The sequence below is a fragment of the Rhodococcus artemisiae genome (genome assembly GCF_036327795.1).
Taxonomy (GTDB): Bacteria; Actinomycetota; Actinomycetes; order Mycobacteriales; family Mycobacteriaceae; genus Rhodococcus; species Rhodococcus artemisiae.
In genome coordinates this window covers 663,994-681,333 of record NZ_JAUTXY010000002.1, presented here as the reverse complement: position 1 = coordinate 681,333, position 17,340 = coordinate 663,994, and the positions used below count along the sequence as shown (strand labels likewise).

Annotated in this window: 17 protein-coding genes and 1 pseudogene; 5 read left to right on the top strand and 13 right to left on the bottom strand. The window is 63.1% G+C overall.

Going from position 1 to position 17,340, the window contains the following annotated elements; all coding sequences use genetic code 11:
* Window positions 1-123: 123 nt before the first annotated feature.
* The 7 genes and pseudogenes from Q7514_RS07560 to Q7514_RS07530 all read right to left on the bottom strand — a co-directional run.
* A pseudogene (locus Q7514_RS07560) lies at window positions 124-354 on the bottom strand (hypothetical protein); the annotation flags it as partial.
* A gap of 9 nt (window positions 355-363) precedes the next feature.
* Window positions 364-1,404, bottom strand: a complete 1,041-nt coding sequence (gene arsB, locus Q7514_RS07555; protein WP_408016052.1) for an ACR3 family arsenite efflux transporter — start codon at window positions 1,402-1,404, stop codon at window positions 364-366.
* 35 nt (window positions 1,405-1,439) lie between these two features.
* Complete coding sequence (locus tag Q7514_RS07550) at window positions 1,440-1,841, bottom strand: ArsR/SmtB family transcription factor (protein ID WP_330132626.1); 402 nt, start codon at window positions 1,839-1,841, stop codon at window positions 1,440-1,442.
* A 66-nt stretch (window positions 1,842-1,907) separates the two neighbouring features.
* The gene (locus tag Q7514_RS07545) at window positions 1,908-3,200 is read right to left on the bottom strand and encodes an amidohydrolase family protein (protein ID WP_330132625.1); all 1,293 of its coding nucleotides are present in this window, start codon (window positions 3,198-3,200) and stop codon (window positions 1,908-1,910) included.
* 44 nt (window positions 3,201-3,244) lie between these two features.
* Window positions 3,245-3,697, bottom strand: coding sequence for a pyridoxamine 5'-phosphate oxidase family protein (locus Q7514_RS07540; RefSeq protein WP_330132624.1), 453 nt, complete (start codon window positions 3,695-3,697; stop codon window positions 3,245-3,247).
* A gap of 82 nt (window positions 3,698-3,779) precedes the next feature.
* Complete coding sequence (locus Q7514_RS07535) at window positions 3,780-4,604, bottom strand: SDR family oxidoreductase (protein ID WP_330132623.1); 825 nt, start codon at window positions 4,602-4,604, stop codon at window positions 3,780-3,782.
* A gap of 64 nt (window positions 4,605-4,668) precedes the next feature.
* Complete coding sequence (locus Q7514_RS07530; protein WP_330132622.1) at window positions 4,669-5,883, bottom strand: CaiB/BaiF CoA transferase family protein; 1,215 nt, start codon at window positions 5,881-5,883, stop codon at window positions 4,669-4,671.
* Between the two features lie 200 nt (window positions 5,884-6,083).
* Here Q7514_RS07530 and Q7514_RS07525 point away from each other — a divergent pair, with 200 nt between their 5' ends.
* A complete protein-coding gene (locus Q7514_RS07525; protein ID WP_330132621.1) occupies window positions 6,084-6,851 on the top strand; it encodes a TetR/AcrR family transcriptional regulator in 768 nt (255 codons plus the stop codon).
* A 35-nt stretch (window positions 6,852-6,886) separates the two neighbouring features.
* On the opposite strand, the gene Q7514_RS07520 is transcribed toward Q7514_RS07525, so the two are convergent.
* Together Q7514_RS07520 and Q7514_RS07515 are read right to left on the bottom strand one after the other, a co-directional pair.
* Window positions 6,887-7,459 carry a YdeI/OmpD-associated family protein gene (locus Q7514_RS07520; protein ID WP_330132620.1) on the bottom strand — a complete coding sequence of 191 codons (573 nt, stop codon included), beginning with the start codon at window positions 7,457-7,459 and terminating at the stop codon, window positions 6,887-6,889.
* A 49-nt stretch (window positions 7,460-7,508) separates the two neighbouring features.
* Window positions 7,509-8,462, bottom strand: a complete 954-nt coding sequence (locus Q7514_RS07515; RefSeq protein ID WP_330132619.1) for a helix-turn-helix transcriptional regulator — start codon at window positions 8,460-8,462, stop codon at window positions 7,509-7,511.
* A 107-nt stretch (window positions 8,463-8,569) separates the two neighbouring features.
* On the opposite strand from Q7514_RS07515, the gene Q7514_RS07510 reads away from it, so the two are divergent.
* Window positions 8,570-9,028 (top strand): VOC family protein, encoded by a 459-nt coding sequence (locus Q7514_RS07510; protein ID WP_330132618.1) that lies wholly within the window; start codon window positions 8,570-8,572, stop codon window positions 9,026-9,028.
* Between the two features lie 31 nt (window positions 9,029-9,059).
* On the opposite strand, the gene Q7514_RS07505 is transcribed toward Q7514_RS07510, so the two are convergent.
* The 3 genes from Q7514_RS07505 to Q7514_RS07495 all read right to left on the bottom strand — a co-directional run bounded on the left by Q7514_RS07505 (window position 9,060) and on the right by Q7514_RS07495 (window position 12,299).
* A complete protein-coding gene (locus Q7514_RS07505; protein WP_330132617.1) occupies window positions 9,060-9,896 on the bottom strand; it encodes an SDR family oxidoreductase in 837 nt (278 codons plus the stop codon).
* A gap of 52 nt (window positions 9,897-9,948) precedes the next feature.
* The gene (locus Q7514_RS07500; protein WP_330132616.1) at window positions 9,949-10,761 is read right to left on the bottom strand and encodes a maleylpyruvate isomerase N-terminal domain-containing protein; all 813 of its coding nucleotides are present in this window, start codon (window positions 10,759-10,761) and stop codon (window positions 9,949-9,951) included.
* A 77-nt stretch (window positions 10,762-10,838) separates the two neighbouring features.
* On the bottom strand, window positions 10,839-12,299 hold the full coding sequence (locus Q7514_RS07495; RefSeq protein WP_330132615.1) for an aldehyde dehydrogenase: 1,461 nt from the start codon (window positions 12,297-12,299) through the stop codon (window positions 10,839-10,841).
* 121 nt (window positions 12,300-12,420) lie between these two features.
* Here Q7514_RS07495 and Q7514_RS07490 point away from each other — a divergent pair, with 121 nt between their 5' ends.
* A complete protein-coding gene (locus Q7514_RS07490; protein ID WP_330132614.1) occupies window positions 12,421-13,422 on the top strand; it encodes an AraC family transcriptional regulator in 1,002 nt (333 codons plus the stop codon).
* Window positions 13,423-13,686: 264 nt separating this feature from the next.
* Here the strand turns inward: Q7514_RS07490 and Q7514_RS07485 are convergent, their stop codons facing one another.
* A complete protein-coding gene (locus Q7514_RS07485) occupies window positions 13,687-14,859 on the bottom strand; it encodes an epoxide hydrolase family protein (protein WP_330132613.1) in 1,173 nt (390 codons plus the stop codon).
* 102 nt (window positions 14,860-14,961) lie between these two features.
* On the opposite strand from Q7514_RS07485, the gene Q7514_RS07480 reads away from it, so the two are divergent.
* Together Q7514_RS07480 and Q7514_RS07475 are read left to right on the top strand one after the other, a co-directional pair.
* Complete coding sequence (locus Q7514_RS07480; RefSeq protein WP_330132612.1) at window positions 14,962-15,561, top strand: CGNR zinc finger domain-containing protein; 600 nt, start codon at window positions 14,962-14,964, stop codon at window positions 15,559-15,561.
* Between the two features lie 436 nt (window positions 15,562-15,997).
* A complete protein-coding gene (locus Q7514_RS07475) occupies window positions 15,998-17,188 on the top strand; it encodes a TerC family protein (RefSeq protein WP_330132611.1) in 1,191 nt (396 codons plus the stop codon).
* Window positions 17,189-17,340 lie beyond the last annotated feature (152 nt).

Sequence of the window (17,340 nt, the reverse complement as noted above, 5' to 3'; positions counted from 1 at the left end):
GGTCTCCGAGATCTTCAGGTTTTGCTTGGTCGCTAAACCCAGATACCGGAGACCTCACTCACTCAACGACTGCGACACCCCTTCCGGCGGGAACGCGGTTCAAGATCACTTTTGAAACACTGCCTAGACCGGACGCGTGACCGTCGCGCTTGTCGGCGCGTGGTCGGGGACCGGATCGGCGATCAGGGCTTCGACCTCGGCCTGGATCTCATCGCGGATCGACCGCACAGAATCGCCGTCTCGGCCGGCCGGGTCTTCGAGCACCCAATCCCGGTAGGACTTACCCGGGAACACTTGGCACGAATCTCCGCAACCCATGGTGATCACCACGTCGGAGGCCTGCACGGCGTCGAGTCCCCACCCTCACGACGCAACAGCGTCGGGCGAGCGGGTGAAACGTTTGCGTAGTGCAAGCGAGACGTAGATCAGCGCGACAAGGACGGGCACCTCGATGAGTGGGCCGACGACACCGGCCAGCGCCTGCCCGGATGCGACCCCGAAAGTGCCGATTGCCACGGCGATGGCCAGTTCGAAGTTGTTGCCCGCGGCGGTGAACGCCAAGGTGGTGGTGCGCTCGTATCCGAGTCCGATTGCCGCCCCGAACACGAAACCGCCGCCCCACATGAGGACGAAATATGCAAGCAGCGGCAGCGCGATCCGTACGACGTCCCACGGCTGCGAGGTGATCTGCTCACCTTGGAGCGCGAACAGGATCACGATGGTGAACAACAGCCCGTACAGTGCCCATGGTCCGATCCTGGGCAGGAACGTCTCCTCGTACCATGCACGGCCCTTGGCTTTTTCGCCGAAGTGACGGGTCAGGAAGCCGGCGAGCAGAGGGATACCGAGGAAGATGAGAACCGACTTGGCGATCTGCCACGGCGAGACATCGAGAGTCGCCTGCTCGAGTCCGAGCCGGCCGGGCAGGATCGACAGGTAGAACCAGCCGAGTACCGCGAACATGATCACCTGGAAGACGGAGTTGATCGCAACCAGCACAGCGGCGGCTTCGCGGTCACCACACGCGAGGTCGTTCCAGATGACGACCATCGCGATGCAGCGGGCAAGGCCGACGATGATCAGACCCGTGCGGTATTCGGGCAGGTCGGGCAGCAGCAGCCACGCGAGGGCGAACATCAGCGCCGGGCCGAGAACCCAATTCAGGACCAGCGAGGAGATCAGCAGCTTACGATCGCCCGTGACGGTGTCGAGGCGGTCGTAGCGCACCTTCGCCAGCACCGGATACATCATGATCAACAGACCCAGTGCGATGGGCAGCGAGATGCTGTCGATCTCGATGACGCTCAACGCGTCGCCGAGTCCGGGAATCATGCGGCCGAGCAGGAGACCAACGACCATCGCGATGCCGATCCACACGGCAAGGAACCGGTCGAGCACCGACATCTTCCCGGCGACCGACCGGTGTTCGGTCGTGGCGGTCACGAGAGGGCTTCCGAGAGTGCGGCAGTCGGAGTGCAGGCCGATGCGGGCAGGACCCCGGATTCGGTGGCGAGCACTGCCGAGAGCTGTTCGAGAGCTGCGGGGATCACCCGGTAGTACACCCAGGTGCCCCGGCGCTCACAGTCGAGCAATCCGGCTTCACGCAGCACCTTGAGGTGGTGCGAGACGGTGGGCTGCGACAGGTCGAAGGCGGGGCTGATGTCGCACACACAGCTTTCCCCACCCTCGTGGCTGGCAATCAGACTCAACATGCGCAGCCGTACCGGATCACCGAGGGCCTTGAACATGCGGGCCAGATCGGTGGCCCGATCCGACGTGAGGGGCCCGCGCGACAGGGGCGGGCAGCACGGCGCGTCCCCGCTCGGACTCTGATTCGACATCTGTCTATATTGACTCTTGTCTATTCATTCGTCAATCCGCACTTGCCCGAAGGGGCTCGAATGAGGTCAGGCCTGCGGTGACGCGCCCGCTGCGGTGCTCGGCCGACGCCTGGGCTCCCTCTCGTACAACGCCGCCCATTCCTTTCTCGACCGGATCGAGGTGTCGACGTCCTGCGCTCGAGCGCGTAGGGCGCCGACAGTGGCGTCGGCTTCGGGAACCACGGCGAACGGGTCCCAGTTGAGAAATCTGCATGCGTTCTGCCACGTGATCTTGTCGATGTCCGAGTCGTCGGCTCCTGCCGACTCGAGCTCTCGGAGAACGAATTCCGGTGCGTCCGGCCACAACGAATCGGCGTGCGGATAATCGCATTCCCAGGCGATGTTGTCGATGCCGATCTCATGCCGAAGCTTCAGTGAGGTCTTGTCGGTGACGTAGCAGGCGATGACATGCTCGCGGAACACGTCGCTGGGCATCTTGCGGCCGAAATCGCGGCGCAGCCACCGTTGATTCGTGTAGTGGCGGTCGGAGCGGTCGAGAAAGAACGGAATCCAGCCGACACCGCCCTCGGACAACGCCACTTTCAGCTTCGGGAATTTGCGCAGTGCGGGCCCCCACAGAAGATCTTGGATGGCGATCATCGAGATGCTCGGCGCCAACACCATCAAGTTGTCGATCGGGGCGTCCTCGGCGAGGCTCAAGGCCCCGAACCCCTGACCGATGTGCAGGTTCATCACCACATCGTTGTCGGACAGAGCCTGGAACACCGGACTCCAGAACTCGATGTCGTGATAGCTGGGCAATCCCGCGACGTGGGGTTGTTCGGCCATCGTCACGGAGTGGCACCCCTTCGCAACGACCCGTTCGATCTCGGCGACCGCGAGTTCCGGGTCCCAGAGCGGCAGGATTGCGAGGGGAATGAAACGCCCCGGGTAGGTGGCCGCCCATTCATCGATGTGCCAGTCGTTGTACGCCTGGATCACTCGGACGGTGATGTCGTCTCGGAAATGGCTCAGATGCCCGGCGCTGAAACCGGTGAACGTCGGAAAGCACATCGAGGCCAGGATTCCGTTGACGTTCATGTCCTTCACCCGTGCGTGAATGTCGTATACGCCCGGGCGCATCTCGGCATATCCCGCGGGATCGTGATCCCATTCCTCGGGAGGCCAGGACACGACAGCGTTCAACCCGGTGACACCGACCTGACGGCCGCGATACAGCCACCGGTCCACTCCGTGGTCGTCAGTGACGATGCGGGGCGCATACTCGGCCCACTTTGCGGGCAGGTGGGCGTCGAACATCTCGGGAGGCTCGACCACGTGGTCATCGATGCTCACCAGGATCATGTCGTCCACATTCACGGAAGCTCCTATCCTGTATGGGGTCCTGGAACAGTGGTGCGCGGTCACATCTTCCGGAAGTCCCAGCTCGTGATCTTCTGCGGGGTAAGCCGTAGCCACGCATGACGACCGTCGAAATGCATCTCGTCACGGCCGGTGTACTTGCGGGCGAACAGTTGCTCCGGTGCGGCCAATTCGGGATCGGGGGCCCCGGAGCGGGGCACATCGCCGACGACGTCGAACCGGCCTCGGATCTCCACTCCCCGCAGTTCGTTGAACTCGTGGCCTGCGTCGATCAGGACTGCACCCTGAGGGTTGCGCTCGAGATCGGTCCACCGCTGGCTCTTCACCACGGAATTGAGCCAGAGCGCCGAGCCGTCCCAGACGAACCACAAGGCGCTCAAGTGTGGGCCGGCCTGCCCGGAGGTCGCCACACGGCATGTGCGCTCTTCGTTCAGAAACGCGTCGACCTCCTCCGGGAGCATGGCAATTCTGCGTCCTCGGCGCTGTTGCTGCACGGGTTACCTTTCATGTGAACGGATATGTCTGTTCGTGAGCGGCTTTGGTCGATCAGCTCTCGAGAGCGACAGGTCGACGACGTCATCGGCCCATGAAAAAGCCGACTGTGGGCGTCGCAGCGGGGTAGGAACCGGACAAGCCCGAACTGAAGTAGCCCGAGTCTGCGGTCAGAGTGATACCGCTGATCGCCGACGCTGCGTCGCTGCACAGGAACAGCAGTGGGTAGGCCTGTTCGATCGGGGCGGCGGGGTCGATTCCGGCCTCCGCGCGGTAGTCGGATCCGAAACCGAGCCACGTCTCCGCATTCGCCCGGGCAAGCGGAGTGTCGGTGGGGCCAGGACAGATCGCGTTGATGCGGATCCCCTTCTTGCGTAAGGGGAACGCCTGTGATGCTACATAGGCGCACACCGCCTGTTTGCTGAACATGTATTCGGCTTTGTCGTGTGCTACTGCCCACGCGGACGCCTCGGTGTAGTCATCGATCGACAGGAACTCCTGCAGCGCTGGGAGGTTCGATTCCCAGCCCAGTCCTGCGGCGGAAGAGATGAAACATATCGCGGAGCCGCTGCGGAGCATGTCGGAGTCCAGCAGGCGTTCGATGACGAGACGATGCCCGAGGAAATTGACGCGTTCGAGGTGTGGCGTGCCGTTCGCGACGCCCGCCGCAGCGAGCACCACATCGACGTGGCCGCCGATCTGTGCGATCCCGGCCTCGATGGAAGCGATGTCGGTCAGGTCCAGCGGTACTGCCTTCACGCCGGGGGTGGCGATCGGCGCACAGTCGGCCACGATGACCTCCGCCCCCGCACTGAGCGCGAGTTCTGCTGCAGCGGCGCCCATACCACTGGCACCGCCGACCACGAGAACTCTCTTGCCATCGAAACGGAAGGCATCGAACAATGTCATGGTTTCCTCTCCTGTGTTCTACGCGAGGGTGCGGAGCACCGGGCCTGCCGGAACAGTGCCCGGTTCATGTCACTACGCCCCGGATCTTGAGATCGAGCATGTCGTCCACGCTGAAGCCGAGCTCGCCGAGGACGTCCTCGCAGTGCTCGTTGAACTCCGGGGCACGACGAGGGGCCGATGCGCATTCGTCGAACTGCACGGGTGCAGCCGCCAGCCGGAACGGGACTCCCTCGGACGTCGCACACTGCTGGATATATCCGTTGGCGTCGGTCTGGGGATCGGCAACGGCCTCCAATGTGTCCTGAACGACACACCATTGGCCGGTGAAATCGGCAAGTCGCTCCCGCCACTCGGCCAGTGATCGCTCGGCGAACGCATCGCGCAGGATAGCGATCGCCTCACCACAGTGCGCCATCAGAGCGCCATGGTCGATGAAGCGCGGATCGTCGGCCATCTCCGGACGGCCGATCACCTTGCACATCGATGACCAGTATCGACCAGCCTGCAGGCAGGTGAACGAGAGCCATCGTCCGTCCCGGGTGGCGTATTGGCCCGTCAGAGGATTCGACCGGGTTCCGGCAGGAGGCGGGGTCCAGGGCGTGTTCAGCTGCAGCGACAGCGCCAATGCCTGCCCCATCGACCACATCGCTGTGCCCATCAGCGAAACGTCGACGGTGGTGGCCTCACCTGTGCGCTCGCGGTGGAACAAAGCACTCGAGATCCCGCCGGCTATCGTCATGCCGCCGATCGAGTCGCCGAATCCGGGTGCCGGCGGCACCGGGACTTCGCCGTATTCGGGCCGCATCACCCCGGCAGCGACGCCTGCGCGTGCCCAGAATGCGAGGGAGTCGTACGCGCCACGGTCCGCGTCCGGTCCGCGTTCTCCTTGTCCGGTCCCCCGGACGTAGATGATCTGCGGATTGTGCTTCCGGATATCGGCGACGTCGATCTTCAACTTGGCGCGGACGCTCGGCAGTTTGTTGGTGAGGAAGACGTCCGCGGTCGCGGCGAGCCGACAGAGGATTTCGTGCCCGATCTCGGATGTGAGATCCAGTCCGATGCTGCGCTTTCCACGGTTCGAGTGTTCGAACAGTACATGCACGTCATCAGGCACTACCGCGATTCCGGACGACGCAAGACCCCGCATGGCGTCTCCCCGCGCAACGTGCTCGACCTTGATCACATCTGCGCCCCAATCGGCGAGCAGTGCGGATGCAGCAGGCACAAAGGTATGTTCGGCAACTTCGAGAATCCTCACACCCTGCATGACTCTGGTCACGGGAACCCCTCCTGTTCGTGGCCTGCATTCTCGACGGCCGCGCAGACCGCGAAGAGATGCGATCAACGATCGCATTTTATGATTTCGAAGTATGCGATCATTGATCGCATACTGTCAAGGGGTGGGCGCCGAAGGTGCGGAGGTGGATTGAGATGCCGAGTAGCGATGTTCGGGAGGGTCGCTCGGAGGATGGTCGGGAAGTGAGCGCGCTGAGGGATCGACGGCCTCACGGCGGCACGTCCGTCCCGGTCAGGAGCGGCGACGAAGCGGAGCCGGGGTCGGCCCTGTGGTGGGCCGAGAGGGCATCGACCGAGAGTCGACGCCGGCCACGCCCCGGAGGGCTGTCCACCGAACGCATCGTCGACGCCGCCCTGGATGTACTGCGTGAGGACGGCGTCGAGGCGCTCACTGTGCGTGAGGTTGCAGCACGTCTCGACACTCGAAGTGCATCCCTGTATCGATACATCGCCAGTCGCGACGAGTTGATCGCGCTCATCGCAGATCACGTCATGGGAGAAATCCGCATCGTGTCCACTGGACACGGCTGGCGCGCCGATCTCGAAGCATTGATGCAGGAGATGAGACGCGTGATGGTTTCCCAACCGCTACCGTCGTCGGCGGGCCGGAACTTCGGGGGGTACGGACCCAACACCCTGCGCGTCATCGATTCCGCTCTCCGACTACTGCTCGATGCCGGGCTCGAAGCCTCGTATGCCGCGTATGCCACCAGCAGCATGATCCAGTTCGTCGCGGGCGCGGCGAGTATCCAACGGAGCGACGTCGGACGAGGCGCGCACGGCGCCAGCAGATCCGACGGTTTCACGCTCCTGCTCGAAGGCCTTGACCTCGAACACTTCGGCGCCTTCCGGGTCGCCGGTCACGAGTATCTCGCGGCCACCGCTGATGACGTCTTCTCCCATGGAATCGAGATCTTCCTCGACGGCATCGCCTGCCGTATCCCCGAATAGGCGCATGGCGGCTGCGCAGAGAAACGCCGGACAACTCATTCGTCCTGCTCAACTCGGGCAATGAACTTGACGATGCGACTGGCGCGGCTCGAAGCGCTGGGTGCGGTGATGATCTGGTGGATGATCATGTAGCGCCGACCGCGATCCAATTCGGCGAACCTCATCGATGCAATCGGGGATCGCTCCAGTGCTGCTACGAGGTCGGCGGGCACCTCCGCCGCCGCCGGACCGGGGTATGCCCGCTCCCAGCGACCGTCGGCTTTCGCTCGTTCCACCTCGGAAAGTCCACGGGCTCGCATTCTCCCCGACGCGATCAGATCGGCAACGAAGTCGACGTTTCGTCGCGACCAGATCGAACGGGCTCGACGCGGAGTGAAGAGTTGCTGAAAGGTGGAGTCATCCAACGCATTGCGGCGTCCGTCGATCCAGCCGCTGCAGAGAGCTTCCTTCAACGCCTCGGCATAGGACAGCGTCGTCGGTTCTGTGGTGCCCTTCTTTGCCAGGACCAACCGCACCCCGTCGGACGAGCCTTCGTTCTCATCCAGCCACGCTCGCCACGCGGCCACATCGGGGACGATCAATTGTGCCCGCAGACTCTGCTCTTTCATAAGAGCACCCTCCCACCCATTGCGGTCAGTTACCGACCTCATTCCAGCATCATTTCGGAAGCGCCACCGACGCCGCGTCGAGCCGCGTTGCGAGCACACCGGCAGCGGACCGCAGTGGCTCGGGGCCGACGACAGTGAATGGGGCATCGAAACGCAAGACGAACGCGAGAAGCCCCGTCCACGACCATGACCCGACAACGATCCGACACGACCGTTCGCCGATCTCTTCCACCACACCATCGCTGACCCATCGGACGACTTCGGTCGCCGGTAGGTCGATGACGACTTCGCCAGTGCACGGCCACTGATCCCCCGCCTCCGAGCCCTTCGACCGCGCCTCGAGGAACGAGCGCGCATCCGGTGCAGGAAGGGGGCGGGGAGTGAACGGGCCGCCGCCGGGTATCCGAGGAACAAGGCGGTCCAGGCGGAGAATCCGCCAGTCGTCTCGATCGAGATCCCAGCCGATGAGATACCAATGGCCCCTTCTCGCGACGACTGCGTGCGGTTCGACACGACGCGGCGGCCCCTCTGTATCGCCGTAGTCGAAACGCAGAATGCGCCGATCTCGAACCGCAGCACTCACGGTCTCCAGAATCTTCGGGTCCACCTGGGACGGCGACTCGGAACCGGTGAAACGGATGCCATCCAGCCTGTGGCGGAGCCGCGACGGCATGACCTGGCGGACCGTCGCCAATGCTCGAGTCGCAGCATCGCCGAGATCGATGCCACTGGAAGGCGCGCCCTGCAGCGCGACGGCGATCGCCACGGCCTGTTCATCGTCGAACAACAGGGGAGGGAGCTCCGATCCGGCAACGAGCCGGTAACCGCCGTCCGGCCCCTTCGTCGAGTCGACGTCGTATCCCAGATCGCGCAATCGGTCGACGTCTCGCCGCACCGTGCGAGGCGTCACCCCCAGCCTCTCGGCCAACAGATGCCCGGGCCAAGTGCGCCTCGTCTGCAGCAACGACAGCAGCGCCAGCATCCGAGATGAACTTCCAACCATGAAACGAGTCTGCTCCGAATAGAGGACCTTCCCCGTCCTGTACCCACGTGATCCTGTGCTCGCGGCAGTTCGCCGCCGCTCGGAAACCGCGACCGGAAGGACAAAACATGGGTATCAAGACCACCACTCACCTCAACTTTCGAGGAACCGCCCGGCAGGCACTCGACTTCTACCGATCAGTCTTCGGCGGGCACGTGTTCGTCTCCACCTATGGCGACGTCGGCATGCCGAAAGATCTCCCCGGCGCCGACAAGGTGGTATTCGGTCAGGTCGCGAACGAAGACGGCTTCCGCCTCATGGCGTACGACATCCCAGGACGGGACGACGCCGACATCACCGCCACCGCCGGCACCACCAGCCGCGAGAACGGCGTCACCTTCACGGACCGGGCGTTCTTCCAGTCGGTCCGCGGAGAGACTCTCGACGAGATCAGGAAGTACTGGGACGCACTGTCGAACGGCGCCGACATCGTCGAGCAGCTCGCCGAGTCTGCCTGGAGCCCCGGCTTCGGCATGCTCACCGACCGCTTCGGTGTCACGTGGGTGCTCGACGTGGAAGCTCCTTGAATCCACAGAATTCGAGCGAGCACACGGTTGTTCAGTACAAGTAGTCTTCGCCGCTGGCACGCACGGTGACATCGGACAGACTGATACCCCACGGCTGGTCGATGACATGCACTACGGCGTTCGCGAGATCGTCGGGGGTAATGAGCCAGTACTTGACCGAATCGATGTCGGACAACTCGGGCGCCAACGTGCCATCGGTCAGGTCTGCAACGTGTGCGGCGTATTGCTCAGCGCGTTGCCCGACGAGACCGAAGATAGCGGACTCGTTGACAATCCAGCTCGCGAGATTCGTGCCGGTGATCCCGGTCGGCTTGACGGTCGTCACTTTGATCTTCCCCTTGGACTCGATACGCAACGAATCGGACAACGCCGTGACCGCGGCCTTGGTCGCGCTGTAGACACCCGAGCCTGCGATCCCGGCGTTGCCGTAGATCGATGAGATGTTCACGACCTGTCCACGCCCTCGAGAGATCATCTGGTCGTAGACCGCGGAGATACCGTTGACGACGCCTTTGATGTTGATGTCGATTGCCTTGTGCCACTTGGTCAATGCCCGTTCATGGTCGGCAAAGTAGGCCAGCGGCATGACGCCGGCGTTGTTGACGAGTACATCGACCGCTCCGTAGGTGTCGACGGCGTGGCGGACGGCTGCGGCAACTTGGTCGTAGTCGGTGACGTCGGCAACCTGGTAGCTGCCCTCGTGGCCGTTCGCGCGGATGCCGTCGAAGACTTCGTTGAGGGCGTCGCCGTTGATGTCGATGCCGACGACTTTCGCGCCGCCGGCAGCGCACTTCTCGGAGATGAGCTTGCCGAAGCCGCTACCGGCGCCGGTGACCATGACAACCTTGTCTTGAAGGTGCTGAGACACAATGACTCCTCGAATGATGTGTTCGCGTAGGGAAAAATGAGATGAGCAGAAATCACACGATGTCGACGGCATCCAGGACAGCGGCGAGATGACCGCGTTCACCAGAGATGCCGACCACTGAACGCCAGGCCGAACGGGTAGTGCCCCAGCGCAGGAAGGCGCGTGCGTCGGAGGTCGCAACGTCATCGGGAAGGTCGTCGGTCTCGGCGACGATGACCGACTTGTTGTCCGGGTCGAGGTCGATCACGAAGCGTCGCTCGGTCGATCCGACCAACTCGAGACCGACGGGACGTTCCAGTACCGAAGAGATGCCCCCACCGCACATCTGCGGTAGGCCCGCGATCATCCAGTCGATCGCAGGATCGATCGCATTCGCAGCGTCGAATGCGTCGCCGAGGGAATCTTCGCCGGCCAGAGGCCCACACGGAGCGAGGAGATCCGAGGTCAGGTGGACGAGATGATCGAATGCGACGGCATCGCTGAGCTGTGCCATCCGGTATGTACCGAGGTCGAGCATCTCCACTGGCACATCTCGCATCTCCTCGCTCTGCAGAGCTTCGAGGGTGGCCAACCCCGCGGTCGACTGTTCCTGGTAGTAGTCGATCACTTTCGTGGTCGACCAGTCGGCACGTTCGCGCACTGCGGCGTCGTTGAGTCGTTCACTCATGCCGCTGGGATTCTCGGGGAGGACGAGATGCGGATCGGCGATGAAGTTGAAAAAGAACCCCATGTGGCTGATGACATCGTGGACGCGCCATCCGTGACAGGCGCTGTCGGCGGACCAGTCGTCCGCTGACAGTTTCGGAAGCATCTCGACGGTGAGGTGGGACAGCGCGCGAGCGGCGGCCACGCCGGATTCGGACATGTGAACCTGCCTTTCGACAGAAGTAGACAGAGCAGAGGAGGGGTGAGCCGGGGGAAACTCGGCAGTCTGGCGCCGAATCAGGAGGTCAAGAAGATCGACTTCGTTCGCTGATACGCGGCAAGGCCTTCGGGTCCGAGCTCTCGGCCGATGCCGCTTGCCTTGACACCGCCGAACGGCGAGCCCCAGTCGAGGTTGAACGTGTTCACCCCGAATGAGCCGGTGTCCACGCGGCGCGCGACGTCGAGCCCGCGCTCGTCGTCACTGGTCCATACAGTGCCGCCGAGCCCGTAGGCAGAGTCGTTCGCCAGCGCGATTGCATCGTCGACCGAGTCATAGGTCAGGACAGTGACAACGGGGCCGAATACCTCTTCACGGGCTATGGTGCTGGCGTTGTCGACATCGCCGAACACTGTCGGCGATACGAAGAACCCCTGGTCGATACCGTCGGGGCGACCTCCACCGGTGGTGATGGTGCCACCCTCGGCGCGGCCCTGGTCGATGAGGGAAAGCACGCGCCGACGTTGGCGGTCGCTGACGAGCGGCCCGACAAAGGTATTCGGATCGAGTGGATCACCGATCGGAAGGCCGGATGCCATGGCCGTGATTGCTTCGAGGTAGGTCGAGTACTTGTTCTCCGGCACCAAGATCCGTGTCGACATGTAGCAGGTCTGCCCGGCGTTGAGCAGCGACGCGGTCGCCAGACCCGTCACGGTCCGATCGATGTCGGCATCGTCGAGAACGATTGCGGCCGACTTGCCACCGAGCTCGAGAGTGACCGGGCGGATCATCTCGCCGCACACCCGACCGATGTGTCGACCAGCGGCTGTCGATCCGGTGAAGGCAACCTTGTCGATTCCGGGGTGAGCCACCAGATACTGGCCGATGTCGGTGCCGCCGTTGACGATGTTGAGCACGCCCGGGGGCAGACCGGCCTCGACGGCGGCTTCCGCGAGGATGTAGGAGTCCAGGGTGGTTTCCGGCGACGGTTTGAGCACAACTGTGCATCCGGCGGCCAGGGCCGGGGCGATCTTGAACATCGAGAGAATGGCGGGGAAGTTCCACGGGGCGATAGCAGCAACGACACCGATCGGTTCTCTGCGGACCAGTGTCGTACCCGGCATCGGTTGACTGGTCCGGCGCTCTTCGGAAGATGTAGCTTCGGTGAGGTCCGCGTAATAGCGGAGCAGTTGGACAGGGGCTGCACCCTCGGCGAACCGTGCGAGTTCGATGGGCATCCCGTTCTCACGCGTGACGGCGGCGGAGCGCTCCTCGGCCCGGGCCTCGAGTGCGTCGGCGAACCGGCGGAGACACCCGGCGCGGTCGGCGTTGCTCAGCGCTCGCCACTGCGAACTGCGGAATGCATCGCTTGCTGCGGTCACGGCGTCGTCGACATCGACGGTGGAGGCTTCGGGAACGCTGCCGATCTGTTGCTCTGTCAGCGGCGAGATCACTGGGATCGTGGCCGTGGTCGACGGGTTCCTCCACTTACCTCCGATGAACAATGACGTGCGGACAGGATCGAAAGTGTTGGTAGTCATCAGATCTCCTCGTCGAAACCGAGTTGTGTACGGCGGGATCCGTAACCGGATGTGCCTATCGTCACACTGAACGCTCGGTAAAAGATTGACATCTCACGACAATGTTTTTACATTTCGACACATGGCCGATCTGATCAGCGCATCGTCGCTCACGCAGGCCCCCGAGCTCATCAGCGAACTGAACGGCGACCCTGTCGATGTGTTCGCGCGTATCGGTATCGACCCGACAGTCGTCGGTAAGGACGACCAATTCGTCCCGTTCAGCTCATTGGCAGCGCTACTCGGCCTGTGCGCACGCGAGTTCGCGACGCCGGATTTCGCCCTCCGCCTTGCTGCACGTCAGAATCCCGATATCCTCGGGCCGCTCGCGATCGTGGCCCGAAACGCAGAGACACTCGGAGATGCTCTCCGCGAGATCACCAACTTCACCCATGTCTACAGCCCGGCCATGACTACACATCTGAAAGTAAACGACACCCACGTCGCCTACGAGTTCCGGACTCTGCCGCGGCGCCTACCCTGCCGCGATCACATCACCGAACTCGCACTCGGCGTTACCTTGTCCACGTTCAAGATGCTCGGAGGAGAAGACTTCCGACCGACCCGCGTCGTGTTCGCGCACCCTGCGATCTCCCCCACCGAGGTATACGCAACTTATTTCGATTGCCCCGTGGAGTTCGATGCGCCCGCAAATCTGCTGCTCTTCCCGCGGGGGCTCCTACAGCGACGGCTTCCCAGTATCGATCCGCTGGCGCATGACCTCGCCATTCGATTCATGGCGGGCCGCGACCGAGACACGTCGTTCACCGACGTGGTGTCCTCTGTAGTCATGCGCGCATTGCCGGCCGGGGCAGCACAGCTCGAGAGAGTAGCCGAACTGATGATGATGCATCCGCGCGCGCTCCAACGGCGACTCGCAGAGTCGGATATGATCTTCGAGACTCTCGTCGACCACGCCCGCCGCGACACGGCCCTCCGTTTGCTGGCGAACCGTTCCGTGCCGTTGGCAACGATCGCCCAGCAACTCGGCTACTCGGAACAGAGCACACTCACCCGAAGCTGCCGCCGCTGGTTCTCGGTGACCCCGCTGACCAAGCGGCGGGAGTTGACCACCACGCCGTAGCCGCCTCCTGATGGCGTCATTGCGGGTCTGCTACGGCGCCACCTGCGAACCAGAACTCACCGCTCGATGTCATCCGCCTGCCGACGCGACTGTGGGGGCAACGAGCATGGTCAGCGCAGCGGCGAAACCGGCAGCAACCAAACGAGTCTTCATCATCTCTCGATTCATCGAACGAATCCCGACCAGGCAAGCTCGACGGTCGCTATAGTTCGTCGACGCCGAGACCGTCCGCATGCCTTCGGCCGCGAACAGACCGGTCCACATTCACCGACCAGCGGCAAGCACAGCCGCGAGACCTTCTTGCAGATCCTTGACGAAGTACTCGGGAACCTCCAGCGACGGGAAATGTCCCCCGGTTTCGGGAGACTGCCATCGGACGATCCGCCGGTACCGCTCCTGCGCCCAGGGGCGCGGACTCTTTTCGATGTCGCGGGGATACATAGTGATTGCCGACGGGACGTCGACCCGAAGATCCGGGTCCAGCGAGTTGTGGCTTTCGTAGTAGATGCGAGCGGCCGACGCGCCGGTTCGCGTGAGCCAGTACAAGGTGACGTCGTCGAGGATTCTGTCCATGGAGATCGCCTCGAACGGACTGTCTTCGGTGTCTGTCCACTCTGCGAACTTGTCGAGGATCCAGGCAAGAAGCCCGACCGGTGAGTCGACGAGCGAGTAACCGATGGTCTGCGGTCGGGTTGCCTGCTGCTTCGCGTATGCCGCACGGTGGCGCCAGAAATCGCGGGTTTCCTCGGTCCACCGACGCTCGACCGCTGTCAGCCCATCCGTTGTCAGCCCGGGCGGCGCTTCCGCGAAAGTGGTGTGAATACCGAAAAGGTTGGCGGGATACCTGCCGCCGAGGACGGTGGTGATATTGCCTCCCCAGTCTCCGCCGTGGGCTACGAACCGGCTGTAGCCGAGCCTTCGCATCAGTTCCACCCATGCGGCAGCGATCTTTTCGGTTCCCCACCCGATGGTGGCCGGCTTGTCGCTGTAACCGAACCCCGGCAGCGACGGCACCACGACGTGGAACGCCGCCGCGTCGTCAGCCTTCGGGTCCGCCAACTCGTCTACTACGTCGATGAACTCGGCAATGCTGCCCGGCCACCCGTGCGTCAAGATCAGCGGAGTGGCATCCGGTCGCGCGGATCGGCGGTGTAGGAAGTGGATTCCCAGATCCTCGATTGTCGTGCGGAACTGGCCGATACGGTTGAGGCGCTCTTCGAACGACCGCCAGTCGTATCCGGTGCGCCAGTAGTTCACGACGTCGACGAGGTCGGCCAGGGGAACGCCCTGTTCCCATCGGCGAGGGTCGGGTGCGGCGCGATAGACCGTCTCGGCCTCCGGTAGCCGCGCCGCCGCCAGTCGCGCTCGAAGATCGTCGAGGTCGGCGTCGGTTGCGTGAGCTTCGAATGCGTGCACGTCACTGTTCGGACGGGACATCAGACCTCCTTGAACGTCGCGGCACCGGCTACGACTCCTGAGAACCATCTAAGACGGTTCTACCCCTGCTGGCGACCGAACGCAACCTGCTAAGGTGGTTCCATGCCTGCCGAGTTCCCCGACTTTCGCCTCGGCAATGTGCTGGCAACCAGCTTCGCGGCGACTCTGACGGAGCGTCGCGGCGACGCTGTCGAGCGCATCCCCACGCCGCAGCGACTCATCGACTGGCTGGCAGTGAACGGCCTCACCGTGGACTACTGCACCACCGCACAGCTCGAACTCGCGTGGGCGCTGAGGGAATCGATTCACGCCGCCGCGACAGCGACCGCACTCCAAGACGCTCTCCCTGAGTCTGCTGTCCACGTCATCAACGACTGCAGCATTGAGGGTCGGGCGTCGGCCATCCTGACACTCGAGCACACTCGACGATGGCGACTCAGCTCAGCGTCCCGCGTAGAAGATGCGTTGGGCGTGATCGCAGCCGACGCGATCAGCATCATCGCGGGCGAGCGAGACGGAAGACTGGCCTTGTGCGCATCGCCGACCTGCCGAGCCGCCTTCTTCGACACCAGCCAGAGTCGCAGCCGCAAATGGTGCGACATGAACACATGCGGGAATCGTCAGAAGAAGGCACGTTTCAAAGCCAACCAGCGCAAGAACACAGGTGCTCGTGGGAATTCACCTCCGAGCAATTCAGCGTGAAGCGTAGTGCCGAGCGTGAGGACAGCCGCCGCGGCCGCTACGGCGCAGCGCAGTGACGACCACAAACGCGAAAGCGAATGGCGCTAACCCCCGTCAAGACCGTTGCTCCGATCGCCCGGACCACGTGCGCGCCGCGCGAGTAGTCGTCGCCGAGGATTGCGGACACACCGGAGCTGAGGAGCATCCAGATGGCGGTCACGCTTGCGAACACGACGGCGATTCGAACGAACAGCGCGGGTCGGGCGGCCCCGTCTTCGTCTGGAGCAGTCACCGGTCCGGCGCTACCCGCGCGCGCTGGAGCTCGCCCGACTCGACCGGCACTCCGCGAATTGCACAGATACTCGAATTCGTGGTGTCTACATCGCGAATCGCAGGATCACGCCCCCAGCGGCCATTAGGCTGACGAACTACCCGTCCATTCGACCGAAGGCGAACAATGCACGTAACTCCCCTTGCCTGGGGGTTGACCATCGCAGTGATCGTCGGCCTGCTCGCCTTCGACTACTTCGCTCACGTCCGCAAGGCCCATACGCCCACATTGAAGGAATCGGCGATCTGGTCGTCCATCTACGTGGGCCTGGCCATCCTCTTCGGCGTCGTGGTATTCATCGTCGGTGGCACTTCCATGGGATCGGAGTACTTCGCGGGTTACGTGACGGAGAAGGCGTTGTCGGTGGACAACCTCTTCGTCTTCCTGATCATCATGTCGAGTTTCCGGGTGCCACGGGAAGACCAGCAGAAGGTGCTTCTGTTCGGCATCGTGTTCTCACTCTTCGCCCGAACCGCGTTCATCTTTCTCGGTGCGACACTGATCAATTCGTTCGCCTGGGTCTTCTACATATTCGGTCTGATCCTTCTTGTCACCGCCGGAAACATGCTGCGGCCCGAAACCGAGGAGTCGCATTCGGCAGACAATTTCATCATCCGAATCGCCAAGCGGTTCCTCCACACCAGCGAGCATTACGACGGCGACAAGCTGTTCACCATCGAAAACGGCAAGCGGGCCCTGACACCGATGTTGCTCGTCATGGTCGCCATCGGCGGCACCGACCTGTTGTTCGCACTCGACTCCATCCCCGCGATCTTCGGATTGACCCAGAACGTGTTCATCGTGTTCACGGCCACCGCCTTCTCGCTGATGGGTCTTCGTCAGCTGTACTTCCTCCTCGACGGGCTGCTCGACCGCCTCATCTATCTGTCATTCGGACTCGCCGCCATCCTCGGTTTCATCGGCGTGAAACTGATCCTGCACGCGCTCCATGAGAACAATCTGCCGTTCGTCAACCATGGCGAGCCGGTGCACGTGGTGGAAATCGAGACAGGGACATCGCTGGCCGTCATCCTCGCCGTGCTCGTTGTCACCGTCATCGCCTCGCTGACCAGTGAGCGAGGTAAGGCGCAGTCCGCCATCGCCGGCGCGAGACGTCACGCCACCAACTACGCCGACCTGGACTACACGTCGAGCAAGGAAGAGCGCGAGCGCATCTACGCCAAGTTGATAACCAAAGAGGAACAGGTGAAGAAGCTCGCACCGAAGTACCGGCAGGAAGCTCGGGAGGAGGCCGGGCTGGTGGACCTCATCCGACGCGCCCATGCCGACCACGATGCGTTCCTGAACAACCGTTGAGTGTGGGTCGGGCGGGCCGACGCATCAACCACGACGTGATCGAGCGGGCATGAGAAAACCGGGGTGATCTCCGAAACCCGCGACCAGAACGATCGGCACACGGGCATCACCAAGACACCCCCGTCACTTTCGAGACACCGCACTGCAGGCAT

Excerpts from the sequence above, each read along its gene's own strand:
- Q7514_RS07475 (WP_330132611.1), top strand. The coding sequence starts at position 15,998 with ATGCACGTAACTCCCCTTGCCTGGGGGTTGACCATCGCAGTGATCGTC.
- Q7514_RS07550 (WP_330132626.1), bottom strand. The coding sequence starts at position 1,841 with ATGTCGAATCAGAGTCCGAGCGGGGACGCGCCGTGCTGCCCGCCCCTG.
- Q7514_RS07500 (WP_330132616.1), bottom strand. The coding sequence starts at position 10,761 with ATGTCCGAATCCGGCGTGGCCGCCGCTCGCGCGCTGTCCCACCTCACC.
- Q7514_RS07510 (WP_330132618.1), top strand. The coding sequence starts at position 8,570 with ATGGGTATCAAGACCACCACTCACCTCAACTTTCGAGGAACCGCCCGG.
- Q7514_RS07535 (WP_330132623.1), bottom strand. The coding sequence starts at position 4,604 with ATGACATTGTTCGATGCCTTCCGTTTCGATGGCAAGAGAGTTCTCGTG.
- Q7514_RS07515 (WP_330132619.1), bottom strand. The coding sequence starts at position 8,462 with ATGGTTGGAAGTTCATCTCGGATGCTGGCGCTGCTGTCGTTGCTGCAG.
- Q7514_RS07495 (WP_330132615.1), bottom strand. The coding sequence starts at position 12,299 with ATGACTACCAACACTTTCGATCCTGTCCGCACGTCATTGTTCATCGGA.
- arsB (WP_408016052.1), bottom strand. The coding sequence starts at position 1,404 with ATGTCGGTGCTCGACCGGTTCCTTGCCGTGTGGATCGGCATCGCGATG.
- Q7514_RS07485 (WP_330132613.1), bottom strand. The coding sequence starts at position 14,859 with ATGTCCCGTCCGAACAGTGACGTGCACGCATTCGAAGCTCACGCAACC.
- Q7514_RS07490 (WP_330132614.1), top strand. The coding sequence starts at position 12,421 with ATGGCCGATCTGATCAGCGCATCGTCGCTCACGCAGGCCCCCGAGCTC.
- Q7514_RS07480 (WP_330132612.1), top strand. The coding sequence starts at position 14,962 with ATGCCTGCCGAGTTCCCCGACTTTCGCCTCGGCAATGTGCTGGCAACC.
- Q7514_RS07520 (WP_330132620.1), bottom strand. The coding sequence starts at position 7,459 with ATGAAAGAGCAGAGTCTGCGGGCACAATTGATCGTCCCCGATGTGGCC.